A 16,181-nucleotide genomic window follows, 5' to 3' on the forward strand; every position below is an offset into this window, starting at 1 on the left:
AGGGTTCTCGGCAGGGGCTCCACTACTGCTGTACTCCGCCCGGTCGCACGGCCGGCTGAGCACCACGGAGGTCGTGGTCCGGCGACACTGCCGGGCGGAGGGCCTCCGACTCATACCCCGGCGCTCCCACACCGGGGTCCAGTCGCTTACTTGCTGGCGAGCTCCTTGTCGGCGGCCGGCTTGGCGGCCTCGACGGGCTTGGTGGGCGGCGTGACCTCCTGGATCGGAAGCTGCGGGTTCTCCATCTGGGAGAGGCCGACCGCTTCGCGCTTGAGGAACATCGCGAGGGTCCAGTCGGTGAAGACGCGGACCTTGCGGTTGAAGGTCGGGACCATCGCGCCGTGGTACAGGCGGTGGAACCACCAGGCCGGACGGCCCTTGAGCTTGTACTTGCCGAAGAGGATCGCCACGCCCTTGTGCAGGCCGAGACCGGCGACCGCACCCAGGTTCTTGTGCTTGTACTCCTTCTGCGGGAAGCCCCGCATGCCGGAGATCACGTTGTCACCGAGGACGACGGCCTGGCGGCAGGCGTGCTGGGCGTTCGGCGGGCACCAGGCGCCCTCGCCGGCGGCGAGGTCCGGGACCTGGGCGTTGTCGCCGGCGGACCAGACGTAGTCGAAGCCCTGGACCTGGAGGGTCGGCGCCGTGTCGACGTGGCCGCGCGGGCCCAGCGGCAGGCCGAAGTTGGCCAGCACCGGGTTCGGCTTCACGCCGGCCGTCCACACGATGGTGGCGGCGTCCATCTCCAGGCCGTTCTTCAGCACGACGTGGCCGTCGACGCAGGAGTCCATCGAGGTCTCGATGTAGACCTCGATGTCGCGCTCCTCGAGCTTCTCCTTGGTCCACAGACCGAGGTCCGGGCCCATCTCGGGGAGGATGCGGTTGGCCGCCTCGACCACGACGAAGCGCATGTCGTCGCGGCTGACGGTCTTGTACAGCTTGGCCGCGTCGCGGGCCATGTCCTCGACCTCGGCGACCGTCTCGATGCCGGCGAAGCCGCCGCCGATGACGACGAAGGTCAGGGCCTTGCGGCGGACCTCCTCGTCCGAGGTGGACTCGGCCTTGTCGAGCTGGGCCATGACGTGGTTGCGGAGGCCGATGGCCTCCTCGACCGTCTTCATGCCGATGCCGTTCTCCGCCAGACCCGGGATCGGGAAGGTGCGGGAGACCGAGCCGGTCGCGACGACCAGGTACTCGAAGGGCAGCTCGTAGCTGTCGCCGGCCGCCGGCTGGATGGTCGCGACCTTGCGGGCGTGGTCGATGCCGGTGACGGACCCGGTCAGCACCTCCGCCTGCTTGAGGGTCTTGCGCAGCGGCGCGACGAGGTTGCGGGGCGCGACGTTGCCGCCGGCCGCCTCGGGGAGGAAGGGCAGGTACGTCATGTACGACCGCGGGTCGACGACCGTGACGGTCGCTTCGCCGTAACGCATCTTCTTGAGGATGCGCATCGCGGCATACAGGCCGACGTAACCACCGCCGACAATGAGGATGCGAGGACGCTCCGTGGTGCTCATATCCGAAAGTATCCAGCACCGTCCGGAGCAGCCTTCGTGAGCCCGGTCACAAGCTCATGGACACCCCGTGCTACACTCCGCGCCCACAAAAACCGGCCCGGCGCACCGGCTCACGACCCTCGACAGCCCCCCGCGAACGTGCGCCGGAGCACTACCCGGCTGAGCAGCAACGATCCGTACAGCGCCCGGGTTCCCGCTCGTGATTTCGATTTTCAAACCTCGGACGAGCCCTGACCTGCGATCCAAGGGGCCGTTCGACCGGAGGGCCTTCGGTCTCACAATTCGGGCGTAGCGGGCCACGGGGTGCGACGAAAGGCTGGATCGCCATGTGAAGAAATTCACGAAGGTTCTCGCACGCACCCGGGCGTGCCCCGGCCCCGGCACCCCGAAAGGGGCGTCGGGGCCGGTGGGGTAAGGCCTGAGGGTGGTCAGGAGGCCGTACTCCAGGCGATGCCGTCCAGGATGTCGTGCTCGCTCACGACCACCTCGGCGGCGCCGGTGCGGTCCATGATCTCCAGCAGTTCCAGCGCGCCCGCCGCGATCACGTCCACCCGGCCCGGGTGCATCGACGGGATGGCCGCGCGCTCGGCGTGGGTGGCGGCCAGCAGCTCGCGGGCGATCTCGGCGACCCGCTCGCGGCTGATCCGGGAGTGGTGGATCCGCTCCGACTGGTACGCGGGCAGGTCCTGGGCGATCGCGGACACCGTGGTGACCGTCCCGGCCAGGCCCACCAGGGTGGCCGCACCGGTCAGCGGGACGACCTCCTCGGCCTTGTCCAGCTCGGCCCGCACGTGCGCCCGGGCCTCGGCGATCTGCTCCTCGGAGGGCAGTTCGGCGCCGCCGAAGTGCCGCTCGGTCAGCCGCACGCAGCCGATGTCCACCGAGCGCGCCGCCTGGACCTCCGCCCCGCCGAGCACGAACTCGGTGGAGCCGCCGCCCAGGTCGAAGACCAGGTAGGGGGCGGGGAACTGCCCGCCGGCCAGCTCCTTGGTGGCACCGACGAAGGACAGGTGCGCCTCCTCCTCGCCGCTCACCACCTCGGGCTCGACGCCCAGGATGTCGCGCACGCCCTTGACGTACTCGTCGCTGTTCTCGGCGTCCCGGGAGGCGCTGGTGGCGACGAAGCGGGTGCGCTCCGGGCCGACGCCGAAGCCCGCGATGACCTCCCGGTACTCCCGGCAGGCGGCGAAGGTGCGCTCCAGCGCGTCCGGGTGCAGCCGGCCGGTGCGGTCGACGCCCTGGCCCAGCCGGTTGATGATCATGCGGCGGTCGAGGTCGGTGATCTCGCCCGTCTCCGGGTCCAGGTCGGCGACCAGCAGCCGGATCGAGTTGGTGCCGCAGTCGATCGCGGCCACCCGGGTCGTGCTCACTCGGACTCCTGCTCCGCCGCCGCGTCCTGCGCCGCCGCGGCTTCCTGACCCGCCGTGGTCTCCTCGGCGGCGCGCTTCTTCGCCGCCCGCTCGGCGGCCTTCTGCTGCTTGGCCGCGATCACGGCCTCGTGGTCCTGGTCCTTGGCGCGGTTGCGGGCGACCCGCTCACCGGCGGCCTGGACCTCGGCCGGGGAGACGCACGGGCCCTTGGCCCACCAGTCCTCCAGCATGCCGATCGCCTCGTCGCCGAGCGGGTTGACGCCCTCTCCGGCCGCCAGCGAGTGGCCGACCAGCACGTGCAGGCACTTCACCCGGTCCGGCATGCCGCCGGCGCTCGGGAAGCCCTCCAGCACCTCGATCGCGTCACGCCGGGCGATGTAGTCCTCGTGCGCCTTCTGGTAGGCGGCGGCCAGCTCCGGGTCCTCGGCGAGCCGGGCCGTCTGATCCTTCATCACACCCTCCGCCTCCAGGGTGCCGATCAGCGAGGCGGCCTTGGGGCAGGTCAGGTAGTACAGCGTCGGGAACGGCGTGCCGTCCGGCAGCCGGGGGGCCGTCTCCACGACGTCGGGGTTGCCGCAGGGGCAGCGGTGCGCCACGCCGCGCAGGCCGCGCGGCACCCGGCCGAGCTGGGCGGCGATGGCCGCGACGTCGGCGTCGGAGACGGCGGGGTGGTTCTCAGTGGTCATGGGGGGTGGGGTCTCCAACGGAGGACGGGGGGAGCGGACGGGGTGCGGCGGGAGCCAGCGCGACGGTGTCGGCGGCGTCCACCGAGTCCCAGATGCTGGTGTACCAGGGCTTGGCGGCCTTCGCCGGGCCGGCGGCCGCGTCGGCGGCGGGAGCGGCCGAACCGGCCGGGGCGGAGGGCTGGGCGGCTGGACCGGCCGGGTCCACCGCGATGTACGGGGTCTCCCCCGGCACCGCGTAGTGCAGCCGGGCGCGGGCCTGCGCCTTGACGTACTCCGGGTCCTGCCAGCGTGCCTTGTCCCGGCGCAGCTGGTCGACCTGCTGGCGCGCGTGGTCGGCCTTCGCCCGCTGGGCGGAGATCTCGGCGCGCTGGGAGATGAACTGCCGCGTCGGGTAGGCCAGGATCGCCACCAGCGAGCAGAGCACCAGGACCAGGACGGTCGCCCGGCTCGTGAACCGAGGCCGGGCCGCCAAGCCCGGGATCCTCCAGCCAGCCATCTCCCGTATCCCCTCCTGGTCGCGACGGTGCCCCGCCGTCCACCCTACGGGGTGAGCGGCGGGGCACCGGTCAGGCGTGCGCTACCGGGGGCCTCGGGCCCCCGGCGGCCGGGCCGGACGTCGCCCGGCCCGGGCGTGCTCAGCCCTCGTGCTTGAACCGCGGGAAGGCGCCGCGGCCGGCGTACTCGGCGGCGTCGTCGAGGATCTCCTCGATGCGCAGCAGCTGGTTGTACTTGGCGACGCGCTCGGAGCGGGCCGGGGCACCGGTCTTGATCTGGCCGCAGTTGGTGGCGACGGCCAGGTCGGCGATGGTGACGTCCTCGGTCTCGCCGGAGCGGTGCGACATCATGCAGCGGTAGCCGTTGCGCTGGGCCAGCTCGACGGCGTCCAGGGTCTCGGTCAGCGAGCCGATCTGGTTCACCTTCACCAGCAGCGCGTTGGCGGTGCCGGTCTCGATGCCCTTGGCCAGGCGGGCCGGGTTGGTGACGAACAGGTCGTCGCCGACCAGCTGGACCTTGTCGCCCAGCTTGACGGTCATGGCCTTCCAGCCGTCCCAGTCCGACTCGTCCAGCGGGTCCTCGATGGAGACCAGCGGGTAGGAGGCGACCAGCTCGGCGTAGTACTCGATGAGCTCGGCGGAGGTCAGCGCCTTGCCCTCGAACTGGTAGGCGCCGTCCTCGTAGAACTCGGAGGCGGCGACGTCCAGGGCGAGCGCGATGTCGCGGCCGGGCACGTAGCCGGCCTTCTGGATGGCCTCGGTGATGAGGTCCAGGGCCTCGCGGTTGCTGTCCAGGTTCGGCGCGAAGCCGCCCTCGTCGCCGAGGCCGGTGGACAGGCCGCGCTCCTTCAGCACGCCCTTGAGGGTGTGGTAGACCTCGACGCCCCAGCGGACGGCCTCGGAGAAGGACTCCGCGCCGATCGGGGCGATCATGAACTCCTGGATGTCGACGTTGGAGTCCGCGTGCGAGCCGCCGTTGAGGATGTTCATCATCGGGACCGGCAGGACGTGCGCGTTCGGGCCGCCCAGGTAGCGGAACAGCGGCAGGTCGCTGGCCTCGGAGGCGGCGTGCGCGACGGCCAGCGACACGCCCAGGATGGCGTTGGCGCCGAGCGAGGACTTGTCCGGGGTGGCGTCCAGGTCGAGCATGGCCTGGTCGATCAGGCGCTGCTCGGTGGCGTCGTAGCCGACCAGCTCGGGGCCGATCTGCTCGATGACGGCCAGGACGGCCTTCTCCACGCCCTTCCCGAAGTAGCGGTTCTTGTCGCCGTCGCGCAGTTCGAGCGCCTCGAAGGCGCCGGTCGAGGCACCCGACGGAACAGCGGCACGACCCGTGCTGCCGTCGTCGAGGCCGACCTCGACCTCGACCGTGGGGTTGCCGCGGGAGTCGAGGATTTCACGGGCTACGACGACATCGATGGACGGCACGAAGCATCTCCTTGCGGAAGCAGGGTCCGGCTGCGGGTGGTGCCGTCGGCCGGACGATTGCGGAGTCGTTACGACCAGAGCCTAACCGCCCGGGCTCCCGGGGCCACGTCGGCCTGGGCTGCGTCTCACCGTGTGGCCCGGCTACCCACCGGTAGTTCACCTGCTCGTCCCGGCGCGTCCCACCGGGGCGGGCGGACGCGGACGTAGGGGGCCGCCGGGCGCGGCCCCCTACCTGTCCAGCGTGTCGTCACCTGTCCAGCGTGTCGTCCGCCGTGGAAACGGTCCGGCTCAGCCCAGGTGCAGGACCTGGCCGGGCACGATCAGGTCCGGGTTGCCGCCGACCGTGCCGCGGTTGCCGTCGTACAGCGCCTGCCAGCCGCCGGACACGCCCTGGGCGGTGGCGATGCCCGACAGGGTGTCGCCGTCCCGGACGGTGTAGTCGTGGCCGGTCGTGGCGGCCGGGGCCTGGGCGGCCCGCGGGGCGGCGTGCTTGGGGGCGTACTGCTGCGCCGACGGGTCGGCGGGCTTCTCGGCCTGCTTCGGCGCGGCGTGCTTCGGCGCGTACTGCTGGACCGGCTTCGACTGGGCGGGCTTCGCGGCGGCCTTGGGAGCCTGCTGCTGGGCCTGCTGCTTCTGCGGCTTGGCGTCCGAGGAGGTGTCCACCTCGGCCGAGGCGCCGCCCTTGCTCAGGCCGGCCTTCTTGGAGCAGACCGGCCAGGCGCCGGGGCCCTGCGAGGCGAGGACCTTCTCGGCGACCGCGATCTGCTGCGCCTTGCTGGCCTGGTTGGCCTGCGCCGCGTACGCGGTGCCGCCGTACGCCTTCCAGGTGCTGGGGGTGAACTGGAGGCCGCCGGAGAAGCCGTTGCCGGTGTTGATGCTCCAGTTGCCGCCGCTCTCGCACTGGGCGACGGAGTCCCAGACGGAGGCCGGGGCGGCGGAGGCACCGGTGGCGGTGAGGAGCGGCAGTGCGAGTCCGACGCCGGCCACACCTGCGACGGCGATGGCCTTCTCGGCCTGGGTGCGACGACGATGACGGCCAGTTCCAACGAACAGCATGAAGGTCCCTCTCCGCACGCCTGCGAGGTGAGCTGTCGGGTTCGGACCGGGAGGTGGCCCGGCCGCCGTCTGCGGAATCGATTCCGCGCGGGCGGCTTCACCCCGAGCCGTGGAGGAACGGCAACAAACCTGGTTCCCCCGCCCCTGCCCAGGGTTCTGGTCGGTTTCCCGTGACGCGGCGGGCAGGATTCGGCGTCCCGCGCACGAGGTCCGCAGCTGCGAACTCCACGGAGACTAGACAGATCCTCAGACGAATCACAAGCTCATATCACCGACATCACACCAGAATTACGGCCCGTGTTCGATCGCCTACCAACGGCGGGTCTTTGTCCGGTTTGATGGGCGTTCATACCGCCGCTGGTGGCCGGTTCCGGATGCCCCGTCAGCGTGTCGCCGGCTCAGGAAGGCCGTGCGGCGACCTGAGCTCCGGACTGAATTCGACCGGAAGTTCGCGCAATCCACGCATGATCAGGCCACCCCGCCAGCGCAGATTCTCCGGGCTTTCGGCCAGTCGCAGATCGGGCAGCCGGGAAAGCAGCGTGGCCAGCGCGGACCGCCCCTCCAGCCGGGCCAGCGGGGCGCCGATGCAGTAGTGGATGCCGTGCCCGAACCCCAGGTGGGGGTTGTCGCTCCGGGCCAGGTCGAGGGTGTTCTCGTCGGAGAACCTGGCCGGATCGCGGTCCGCCGCCGCCAGCACCACCAGCACCGGATCCCCGACCGGGATCTCCACCCCGCCGATGGTCAGCGGACGGGTCGCGAACCGCCAGGTCGCCAGCTCCACCGGCCCGTCGTAGCGCAGGAGTTCCTCGATCCCGGTCTCCAGCAGCGCGGTCTCGCCGCGGGCCACCGACTCCTGCAGCAGGGCCCGCTGCCCGGGATTGCGCAGCAGCGCGTACGTGCCGTTGCCGATCAGGTTCACCGTCGTCTCGAACCCGGCGAAGAGGAGGATGAAGGCCATCGCGGCGGCCTCGTTCTCGGTCAGGTGCTCGCCGTGGTCGCTCGCCCGGATCAGGCCGGAGATCAGGTCGTCCCCGAGGTCCGCCCGCTTGCGGTGGATCAGCTCCAGCAGGTACGCCCGCATCCGCTTCACCGCCCGCCCCACACCGCCGCGTTGGCCGCCCGCTTGGCCCGGCTTGGTGTGGCGCAGCATCATTCCGGCCCAGTCGCGGAAGTCGTCCTGGTCCTCGGCCGGCACGCCCAGCATGTCGCAGATCGCGTAGATGGGGAGCGGGAACGCGAACTCGTGGATCAGGTCCGCCGAACCGCGCTGCGCGAAGCCGTCGATCAGCCGGTCGGTCAGCTGCTGGACCCGCGGCTCGAACTCGGCCACCCGGCGCGGGGTGAACGCCTTCGCCACCAGGCGGCGCAGCCGGGTGTGGTCCGGCGGGTCGATGTTCAGCAGGTGGGTCATCAGGTCCGCCTGCCGCTCCCCCGGGATGCCCACCCGGCCGGTGCGGTGCGCCTGCTCGCTGTGGTGCGCCGGGTTCTTCGACAGCCGGCTGTCCGCGAGCGCCTGCCGGGCGTCCGCGTAGCGCGTCACCAGCCAGGCCTCCACCCCGCTCGGCAGCTTGGTGCGGTGCACCGGCGCGTGCTCGCGCAGCCAGGCGTAGGCGGGGTACGGGTCGGCGGCGAACTCCCAGGTGAAGAGCTGCGGGTCGGGCTGGGCGGCGGGCTGGGCGCCCTCGGGCTGAGCTGGCATGGGTCGACCGTAACCGCTGGACCGGACGGGCCCGGACCACCGGCGGACGCGCCCCCGCCACCGGCCGGAGGTCACCGCCGCGACCGGCCGGAGGTCACCGCCGCGCGAACCGTCCGTGACCGGCACGCGAGCGGGACGCCGACACTCCGTGGACGGCTCGTGGACGCCGGGTGGACAGGCCTTGGCCAGCTCTTGGCCGGGCGGCAGGCGTGAGCCTGGTCACCTGCGGGGTAATCCCTGTTGCGGAGGGTCAGGACGTGCCTACGATCCTCCGAAGTACGCGCGGGCGCCGGTGCGGTGCCGCCCGCAGGGAGGAGCTGGACCAATGACGGTCAGCGGAGCAGTCGTCGTCATCGCGGTACTCGCGGGCGGTTCGGGGGCCGACCTCGCCCGCCGGTTCACCGCGGCCGACGCCGCCGGGATGCTGATCGCCGACACCCACGTCGGCGTCGCCGAGGACCTCGCCGCCGAACTCGACCGGCCGGGCTGCCCCGTGGTCGGCGTCTCCGGCGACGTCCGCCGGCCCAGCGACGTCGCCGCCCTGGTCGACACCGCCGAGAAGCACTTCGGTCCGATCGACCTCTTCTGCGTGGCGGGCCCGAAGGGCGAGCGGATCGTCTCCCTCGCCGACCTGCCCGCCCACCTCGACCTGGAGCGCCTCGCCGAACTGGTCGTCCTGATCGGCGAGGCGATCGGCGAGCTCGTCCCGCCGCAGCGGTCCGCCTCGGAGCGCACCGCCACGGCGGCCTGAGCCGCCCCCACTACTCCGGCTTGAGCCCCTCGGCCGCGCGCACCGCCTCCCGGTAGCCGCGCGCGGCCGAGCGCAGCGCCGCGTCCACGTCCACCCCGGCGTCGTGCGCCCGCTGCACCACCGCCAGCAGCAGTCGGCCCACCGACTCCGCGGTCAGCTCCGCCGGCAGCTCGTACGGCTCGTCCGGCACCTGTGCGAAGCCCGCCCGGCGCACCCGGGACACCAGCTTCGCCGCGTACGCCAGCGCCGGCAGCCCGGCCGGGACGCCGTCCAGGACGGACTCCCGGTCCGCCTTCTCGGCCGCCTTCAACTGCTCCCAGTTCGCCTCCACCTCGGCGGCGCCCTCCGCCTCGACGTCCCCGAACACGTGCGGGTGCCGGTACACCAGCTTGTCCACGATGTCCCCGGCCACGTCGTCGACGGTGAACGGCCCGGTCGGGTGCTCCTCGGCGATCCGGGCGTGGAAGAACACCTGCAGCAGGACGTCGCCCAGCTCCTCGCGCAGCGCGTCCCGGTCCCCCTCCTCGATCGCCTCGACCAGCTCGTAGGCCTCCTCGACCAGGTACTTCACCAGGCTCTCGTGGGTCTGCTCGGCGTCCCACGGGCAGCCGCCCGGCGAGCGCAGCCGGTCCATCACCGAGGCGAGGTCCAGCAGCCGCGCACCCGGCAGGTCGTACGAGCCGGGCAGCACCTCGATCTCCGGCACCTCCCCGGCGTGCTCCACCGCGAGCCGGGCCAGCGCGTCCGTCAGCCCCGGGTCCCCGTCCGGGCCGCCCAGCCACACCGTCGGCCCCGCCCCGGCCGGCTGCCCGGTCAGCAGCCGCGCCAGCGCCGGCGCCGACCCGGCCGGCACCACCTCCACCGCCACCCCGGCCTGCCGCACCGCCGCCACCTGCGGATGCCCCTCGTCCGCCACCAGCACCCGCCCGGCCGACCGCAGCGCCTCCCAGGCCGGCCACGCCAGCAGCCCGGGGGCCACCCGGTGGGTGGTGGTCAGCAGGATCAGCTTCGCGCCCGGGGCGTCCGTCGGCACACCATTAGTCGTCACACCTCGAACCTACCCGCCGCGGGCGCCCCGGGCCCCGGCCGGTGCCGGTCAGCCGAGCGGCGGTCCCGGGCCGGGCCCGGGACCGCCGTGAACCGCTGTGGACCGCTGTGGGCCCGCCGGGGCTACTTCTTCGTCCCCGCCAGGTCGTCGAACATCGCCGACAGGAACTCGGTGCACCAGCCGAGCAGTTCGCGCCCGACCAGCGGCTTGCCGCCGATCCGGCCGGTGCTCGGCCGGGGCACCAGCAGCTGCCGGGCCGCCGCCTTGACCTGGCTGCGCGGGTAGAGCCGGTTCAGCCGCAACTGCTGGGACTCCCGCAGCTCCACCGGGCCGAAGCGGACGTTGGAGCCCTGCAGGGTGATGTCCGAGATCCCGCAGCGGCGGGCGTACAGCCGCAGGCCGGCGACCATCAGCAGGTTCTCGACCGGCTCGGGCAGCTTCCCGTAGCGGTCCGCCAGCTCGTCCCGGACCTGCTGGATGTCCGCCTCCGAGTTGACCGCCGCGATCGAGCGGTAGGCCTGCAGCCGCAGCCGCTCGCCGGGGGCGTAGTCGTGCGGCACGTGGGCGTCGACCGGCAGCTCGATCTTCACCTCCAGCGGCTCCTCCTCCGGCTCGCCGCCGTTCGCCAGCGACTCGCGGAACTCGGCCACCGCCTCGCCGACCATCCGCATGTAGAGGTCGAAGCCGACGCCCGCGATGTGCCCGGACTGCTCGCCGCCGAGCAGGTTGCCGGCGCCGCGGATCTCCAGGTCCTTCATGGCGACGTACATGCCGGCGCCCATCTCGGTGTGCTGGGCGATGGTGGCCAGCCGCTCGTGGGCCGTCTCGGTGAGCGGCTTCTCCGGCGGGTACAGCATGTACGCGTAGCCGCGCTCGCGCCCGCGCCCGACCCGGCCGCGCAGCTGGTGCAGCTGGGAGAGGCCGAAGGTGTCGCCGCGCTCGACGATCAGGGTGTTGGCGTTGGAGATGTCGATGCCGGACTCCACGATCGTGGTCGACACCAGGACGTCGAACTCCTTCTCCCAGAAGTCGACGACGACCTTCTCCAGCTGGGTCTCCCCCATCTGCCCGTGCGCGGTGGCGATCCGCGCCTCGGGGACGAGGTCCTTGAGCCGGGCGGCCGCCTTGTCGATCGACTCGACCCGGTTGTGGATGTAGAACACCTGGCCCTCGCGCAGGAGTTCACGCCGGATCGCGGCCGAGATCTGCTTCTCGTCGTACGGCCCGACGAAGGTCAGCACCGGGTGCCGCTCCTCCGGCGGGGTGGTGATGGTGGACATCTCGCGGATGCCGGTGACGGCCATCTCCAGGGTGCGCGGGATCGGCGTCGCGGACATCGTGAGCACGTCCACGTTGGCGCGCAGCTTCTTCAGCTGCTCCTTGTGCTCGACGCCGAAGCGCTGCTCCTCGTCGACGATGACCAGGCCGAGGTCCTTGAACCTGGTCTCCGAGGAGAACAGCCGGTGGGTGCCGATGACGACGTCCACCGAGCCCTCGAACAGCCCCTCCAGGACGGCCTTGGCCTCACTGTCGGTCTGGAAGCGGGACAGCGCCTTCACGGTGACCGGGAAGTTGGCGTACCGCTCGGCGAAGGTGGAGAAGTGCTGCTGCACCAGCAGGGTGGTCGGCACCAGCACGGCGACCTGCTTGCCGTCCTGCACCGCCTTGAAGGCGGCCCGCACCGCGATCTCGGTCTTGCCGTAGCCGACGTCGCCACAGATCAGCCGGTCCATCGGGACGGACTTCTCCATGTCCGACTTGACCTCGGCGATGGTGGTCAGCTGGTCCGGCGTCTCCGCGTACGGGAAGGCGTCCTCCAGCTCGCGCTGCCACGGGGTGTCGGGGCCGAAGGTGTGGCCGGGGGCGGCCATCCGGGCCGAGTACAGCTTGATCAGGTCGGCGGCGATCTCCCTGACCGCCTTCTTGGCCCGCTGCTTGGTCTTGGCCCAGTCCGCGCCGCCGAGCCGGTGCAGCGTCGGGGCCTCGCCGCCGACGTACTTGGTGACCTGGTCGAGCTGGTCGGTCGGCACGAACAGCCGGTCGCCGGGGTGGCCGCGCTTGGCGGGGGCGTACTCCAGCACCAGGTACTCGCGGGTGGCGCCCTGGACGGTGCGCTGCACCATCTCGACGTACCGGCCGACGCCGTGCGCCTCGTGCACCACGTAGTCACCGGCCGCCAGAGCCAGCGGGTCGATCGCGTTGCGGCGCCGGGACGGCATCCGGCGCATGTCCTTGGTGGAGGACCGCTGGCCGGACAGGTCGGTCTCGGTGATGACGGTGAGCTTGAGCCGCTCGTCGACGAAGCCGTGCTCGATGGACCCGCAGGAGACGTACACGACGTCCCGGGTGGGCGCCTCGGCGAGGTCGGCGACCAGCCGGGCCGGGATGCCCTCGTTGCCGAGCACCTCGGCCAGCCGGGAGGCCGGGCCGTGGCCCTCGGTCACCATGACGACCCGCCAGTCGGCGGCCAGCCGCTCCTTGGCGTCGGCGATCGCCCGGGCGGTGTCGCCCCGGTAGGCCTCGACGGCGTGCATGCCGAGGGTCAGCGTGTTGACGTCGACCTCCAGGATGCCGTCGAGCGTCGACTCGCTGGTCGCGAACGGGCTGACGGACCACCAGGGCAGGCCGATCCGGTCGGCGTGCTCGCGCACCTCGGCGAGCGAGCGCAGCGAGGCGGCGGAGACGTCGATGGTCTCCAGGTCGATCGGCCGGTCACCGCCGGCGGCCGCCGCGACCCAGGAGGCCTGGAGGAACTCCTGGCTGGTGGCCACCAGGTCGGCCGCCCTGGTCCGGACCCGCTCCGGGTCGCAGACCACCGTGACCGAGCCGAGCGGCAGCACGTCGAGCAGCAGCTCCATGTCGTCCACCAGCACGGGCGCCAGGGACTCCATGCCCTCGACCGCAATGCCCTCCGCGATCTTGTCCAGGATCTCGGCCAACCCGGGCTGCTGGGCCGACAGTTCGGCGGCCCGGGCGCGCACCTGGTCGGTCAGCAGCAGCTCCCGGCAGGGCGGCGCCCACAGCCCGTGCTCGGCGATCTCCAGCGAGCGCTGGTCGGCGACCTTGAAGTAGCGGATCTCCTCGACCTCGTCGCCCCAGAACTCCACCCGCAGCGGGTGCTCCTCGGTCGGCGGGAAGACGTCCAGGATGCCGCCGCGGACGGCGAACTCGCCGCGCTTCTCGACCAGTTCGACCCGGGCGTAGGCGGCCGCGGCGAGCCCGCGGGCGATCTCCTCCAGGTCGTGGGTCTCCCCGCGCCGGACGGCCACCGGCTCCAGCTCGGCCAGCCCCTTCACCTGCGGCTGGAGCACCGAGCGGACCGGGGCGACGATCACCTGCACCGGACCGGCCGCCGGGTCGTCCGCCCGCGGGTGCACGATCCGGCGCAGTACGGCCAGTCGGCGGCCGACGGTGTCCGAGCGGGGCGACAGCCGCTCGTGCGGCAGGGTCTCCCAGGCGGGGTACTCGGCGACCGCGTCGGCGGGCAGCAGCGAGCGCAGCGAGGCGGCCAGGTCCTCGGCCTCCCGCCCGGTCGCGGTGACGGCCAGCACCGGGCGGCCCCGCTCGCCGGCCGCCCGGGCGGCGAGCGCGCGGGCCAGCGCGGCGACGGCGAACGGCCGGGCCGCGGGCGGTCCGACCAGGTCCAGGTGCCGGCGGCCGCCGGCCGCGGCTCCGGTGGCGGTGGCCGCCTCGATCGCCTCGGCGAGCGCCGCGTCCCGCGCGACGACATCGAGCAGTCCGGTCAGACTCATCTGGGGTCTCTTCTTCGTGCCGTGGCTGGTGCTGCCTCCGGGCGGCGAACGGCCCGCCGGGGCAACGCGAACGGCCCGGCACGCCGAGCGGCCGGGGGTCTCCAGCCTACGCCGCGGCACGGACAGCCACGCGGCGTACGAGCCCGGCGGGGCCGCGCCGCCCGGGCGACCGGCCGCGCGGGGGCGGAACGGCGGCCCCGGGTGCCCCTGTCAGGGACATGACCGTAGGCGAACCACTGGACGGAACACCGGGCCGACCGGTGGACCAACCGCTCGGGCGCCGGCCCGGACCGGGCTCCGCCATCCGCCACGAACTGGACATACTCCTGTCACTGGCCGTCCATGGAGATCGCGCACCATGGTGAATGTGCCCGCCGCACCCAACCGTGGGGGATGGCTGTGGCGGCACTGTCGCACCCCCGATGGGGGTCGGAGGTGCGAGGCCGGGCGACCCTGGGTGGGGGCGCCCGCCCAAGCGCCGGGAACCGTGGCGCCCTTTCCTGGAGGGCGCCACGGGTCTCGGCCTCATCCGTCTCTCCCGCGGCGCGCGGCCCCTCCCGGACCGGCTGCCCTCTGATTCGCCGTGCCGGCCGGCTGCCCGCGGCAGCCGATCGACCGCAACGCACGGGCCCCGACCGCCCAGCAGAAGGCGGTCAGGGCCCAGGACGCCAAGCTCTCACCCGACTGATCGCGGGCGAGGGCGGTTCAGGACTACTTGCGGCGGTAGGACACCGTGTTGGGGGGTGCGTAGCCGGCGCCGTCGTCCACGATGATGATCTTCGGGATGATCCGGGTCTCGTCCGCGCCCTCGGCGCCCTCGGCCGCCGCCACACCGTCCACGGGCACCGCCGGCGGCGCGGCCGGCTTCGGCGGCACCGCGGCCGGGACGACCGGACCGGTCACCACCGGGGCGGCGACACCCCCGGGCTCCGCATCGGCGGCCTCGACGTCGGCGGGCTCGGCGTCGGCAGGCTCGGCGTCGACGGGCTCGGCGTCGACGGGCCTGACGCCGGTGGCCCTGGCCGCCACGCCGCCACCGACCACCGGCTGCCGCAGCAGCGCCGTCGCACCAGGCCGCGCACCGGCGGGAGCCTCGGCCGGGCCGTCGGCCGGGGCCGCGGCGCTGCGCAGGTCCGGCAGCGGGATCTCCCCGGTGTCCGCCTCCGAATCGACCGGTGCCGTGTCCGCCACCGCGTCCACCGGTCCGGCCGCCGCAGCCGCAGCGGCCCCGGCGGCGGCCGCGGCCAGCTGCTCGGGCTCGATCTGCCCGACCGCCGCGCCGGTGAGCGAGGCCAGCGTCGCCTTGATGTGGTCCAGGTGCTGCTGCACCGTCTCCAGCCGGGCGTCGAAGGCCTGCTGCTCGCGCTCGCTCTCCGCGTTGATCTTCTCGGCCTCCCGGCGGGCCTGCTCGACCAGCTGGTCGGCCTTGGCCTGGGCGTCGGTCTCCAGCTGCTTGATCCGGTTCAGCACCGTCTCCCGGTGCTGCTCGGCCTCCTTGACCCGGCGCTCGGCCGTCGCGGAGACCTCGGCGTCCTCGGCGTCGGCCCGGGCCTGGGCCGCGGCGAAGGTCTCGTCGGCCTTGCGGCGCCTGGCGGCCAGCTCGGCCTCGGCCTGCTCGCTGGCCTCGGCGGCGGCCACCCGGACCTTGGCGGCGTAGGCGGTGGCGCCGTCCCGGGCGGCGCGGCTCTCCCGGTCGGCTTCGGCGCGGATGCCCTCGGCCTCGGCGCGGGTGCGCTCCTCGGTGCGGCGGGCGGCGGCGTCGGCCTCGGCGCGGACGGTGGCGGCGTACTCCTTGGCGGCCTTCTCGGCCGCCTGGCCGGCCTCGTACACCTCGTCCCGCAGGTCCTCGGCGTAGCGCTCGGCCTTCTCCTTGACGGCGCGGGCCTCGTTCCGGGCCATCTCGGCCAGTCCGGCGGCCTGCTCGCTGAGCACCTCGTAGTCCGGCTCCGGGGCCTCCTCGGCGGCCCGGCGGATGTCGTCGAGCCTGGTCTCCATCTGCCGGATCCCGGCTCCCAGGACGCTCAGCCGCTCCCAGGCCTCGTCACGTTGTGCGGTCAGGGCGGCCAGCGCCCGGTCGACCTGCTCGGGCGCGTAGCCGCGCCGGGCCTGGGTGAAGCCGTACTGGGGGACGGCGTCGCTCATGGGCTCTTCCCCTCGTTTCGCGGGCTGCGGAGCCCATGATCGGACGGACTGGACGGATCCGGAACCGGTTCGGAGACCGGGGCCGGATCCGGTCGTCGTGCGGACCGGAAAGCGTCGAGGACGGGACGAATAGACCCATCCTCTTGACCTATTTTGCGCAGATCCGGACGAAACCCCAACGAGGCACAGCTGCCGGGGCACGCCGAAGGGGTCGTTCCGGACACCGGAACGACCCCTCCCA

10 protein-coding genes, 1 pseudogene and 1 riboswitch are annotated in these 16,181 nt (G+C 73.0%); of the genes and pseudogenes, 1 reads left to right on the plus strand and 10 read right to left on the minus strand.

Going from position 1 to position 16,181, the window contains the following annotated elements; translation table 11 throughout:
• Positions 1-146: 146 nt before the first annotated feature.
• The 7 genes and pseudogenes from AB0F71_RS11500 to AB0F71_RS11530 all read right to left on the minus strand — a co-directional run bounded on the left by AB0F71_RS11500 (position 147) and on the right by AB0F71_RS11530 (position 8,247).
• Positions 147-1,514 carry an NAD(P)/FAD-dependent oxidoreductase gene (locus tag AB0F71_RS11500; protein ID WP_360231099.1) on the minus strand — a complete coding sequence of 456 codons (1,368 nt, stop codon included), beginning with the start codon at positions 1,512-1,514 and terminating at the stop codon, positions 147-149.
• A 428-nt stretch (positions 1,515-1,942) separates the two neighbouring features.
• Positions 1,943-2,884 (minus strand): Ppx/GppA phosphatase family protein, encoded by a 942-nt coding sequence (locus AB0F71_RS11505; RefSeq protein WP_360231102.1) that lies wholly within the window; start codon positions 2,882-2,884, stop codon positions 1,943-1,945.
• A gap of 188 nt (positions 2,885-3,072) precedes the next feature.
• Positions 3,073-3,588: pseudogene (locus AB0F71_RS11510) on the minus strand (DUF501 domain-containing protein); the annotation flags it as partial.
• Entirely contained in the window at positions 3,560-4,042 is a 483-nt protein-coding gene (locus AB0F71_RS11515) for a septum formation initiator family protein (protein ID WP_360231105.1), read from the minus strand. The gene AB0F71_RS11515 and the pseudogene AB0F71_RS11510, both read right to left, overlap by 29 nt.
• A gap of 163 nt (positions 4,043-4,205) precedes the next feature.
• The gene (gene eno / locus AB0F71_RS11520; protein WP_360231108.1) at positions 4,206-5,492 is read right to left on the minus strand and encodes a phosphopyruvate hydratase; all 1,287 of its coding nucleotides are present in this window, start codon (positions 5,490-5,492) and stop codon (positions 4,206-4,208) included.
• Positions 5,493-5,780: 288 nt separating this feature from the next.
• On the minus strand, positions 5,781-6,548 hold the full coding sequence (locus AB0F71_RS11525) for a transglycosylase family protein (RefSeq protein ID WP_360231111.1): 768 nt from the start codon (positions 6,546-6,548) through the stop codon (positions 5,781-5,783).
• 1 nt (position 6,549) lies between these two features.
• A riboswitch (cyclic di-AMP (ydaO/yuaA leader) is annotated at positions 6,550-6,720 on the minus strand.
• Positions 6,721-6,930: 210 nt separating this feature from the next.
• The gene (locus AB0F71_RS11530) at positions 6,931-8,247 is read right to left on the minus strand and encodes a cytochrome P450 (protein ID WP_360231114.1); all 1,317 of its coding nucleotides are present in this window, start codon (positions 8,245-8,247) and stop codon (positions 6,931-6,933) included.
• A 325-nt stretch (positions 8,248-8,572) separates the two neighbouring features.
• On the opposite strand from AB0F71_RS11530, the gene AB0F71_RS11535 reads away from it, so the two are divergent.
• A complete protein-coding gene (locus AB0F71_RS11535) occupies positions 8,573-8,998 on the plus strand; it encodes an SDR family NAD(P)-dependent oxidoreductase (RefSeq protein ID WP_360231117.1) in 426 nt (141 codons plus the stop codon).
• 10 nt (positions 8,999-9,008) lie between these two features.
• Here AB0F71_RS11535 and AB0F71_RS11540 read toward each other — a convergent pair whose 3' ends face one another.
• From AB0F71_RS11540 to AB0F71_RS11550, 3 genes are all read right to left on the minus strand, one after another.
• Entirely contained in the window at positions 9,009-10,046 is a 1,038-nt protein-coding gene (locus AB0F71_RS11540; protein WP_360231120.1) for a MazG family protein, read from the minus strand.
• A 122-nt stretch (positions 10,047-10,168) separates the two neighbouring features.
• Positions 10,169-13,798 carry a transcription-repair coupling factor gene (mfd, locus tag AB0F71_RS11545; RefSeq protein ID WP_360231123.1) on the minus strand — a complete coding sequence of 1,210 codons (3,630 nt, stop codon included), beginning with the start codon at positions 13,796-13,798 and terminating at the stop codon, positions 10,169-10,171.
• A 711-nt stretch (positions 13,799-14,509) separates the two neighbouring features.
• Positions 14,510-15,940, minus strand: coding sequence for a hypothetical protein (locus AB0F71_RS11550; protein WP_360231126.1), 1,431 nt, complete (start codon positions 15,938-15,940; stop codon positions 14,510-14,512).
• Between the last annotated feature and the right edge of the window lie 241 nt (positions 15,941-16,181).

The sequence above is a fragment of the Kitasatospora sp. NPDC028055 genome, assembly GCF_040637885.1.
In the GTDB taxonomy this organism is placed as follows: domain Bacteria; phylum Actinomycetota; class Actinomycetes; order Streptomycetales; family Streptomycetaceae; genus Kitasatospora.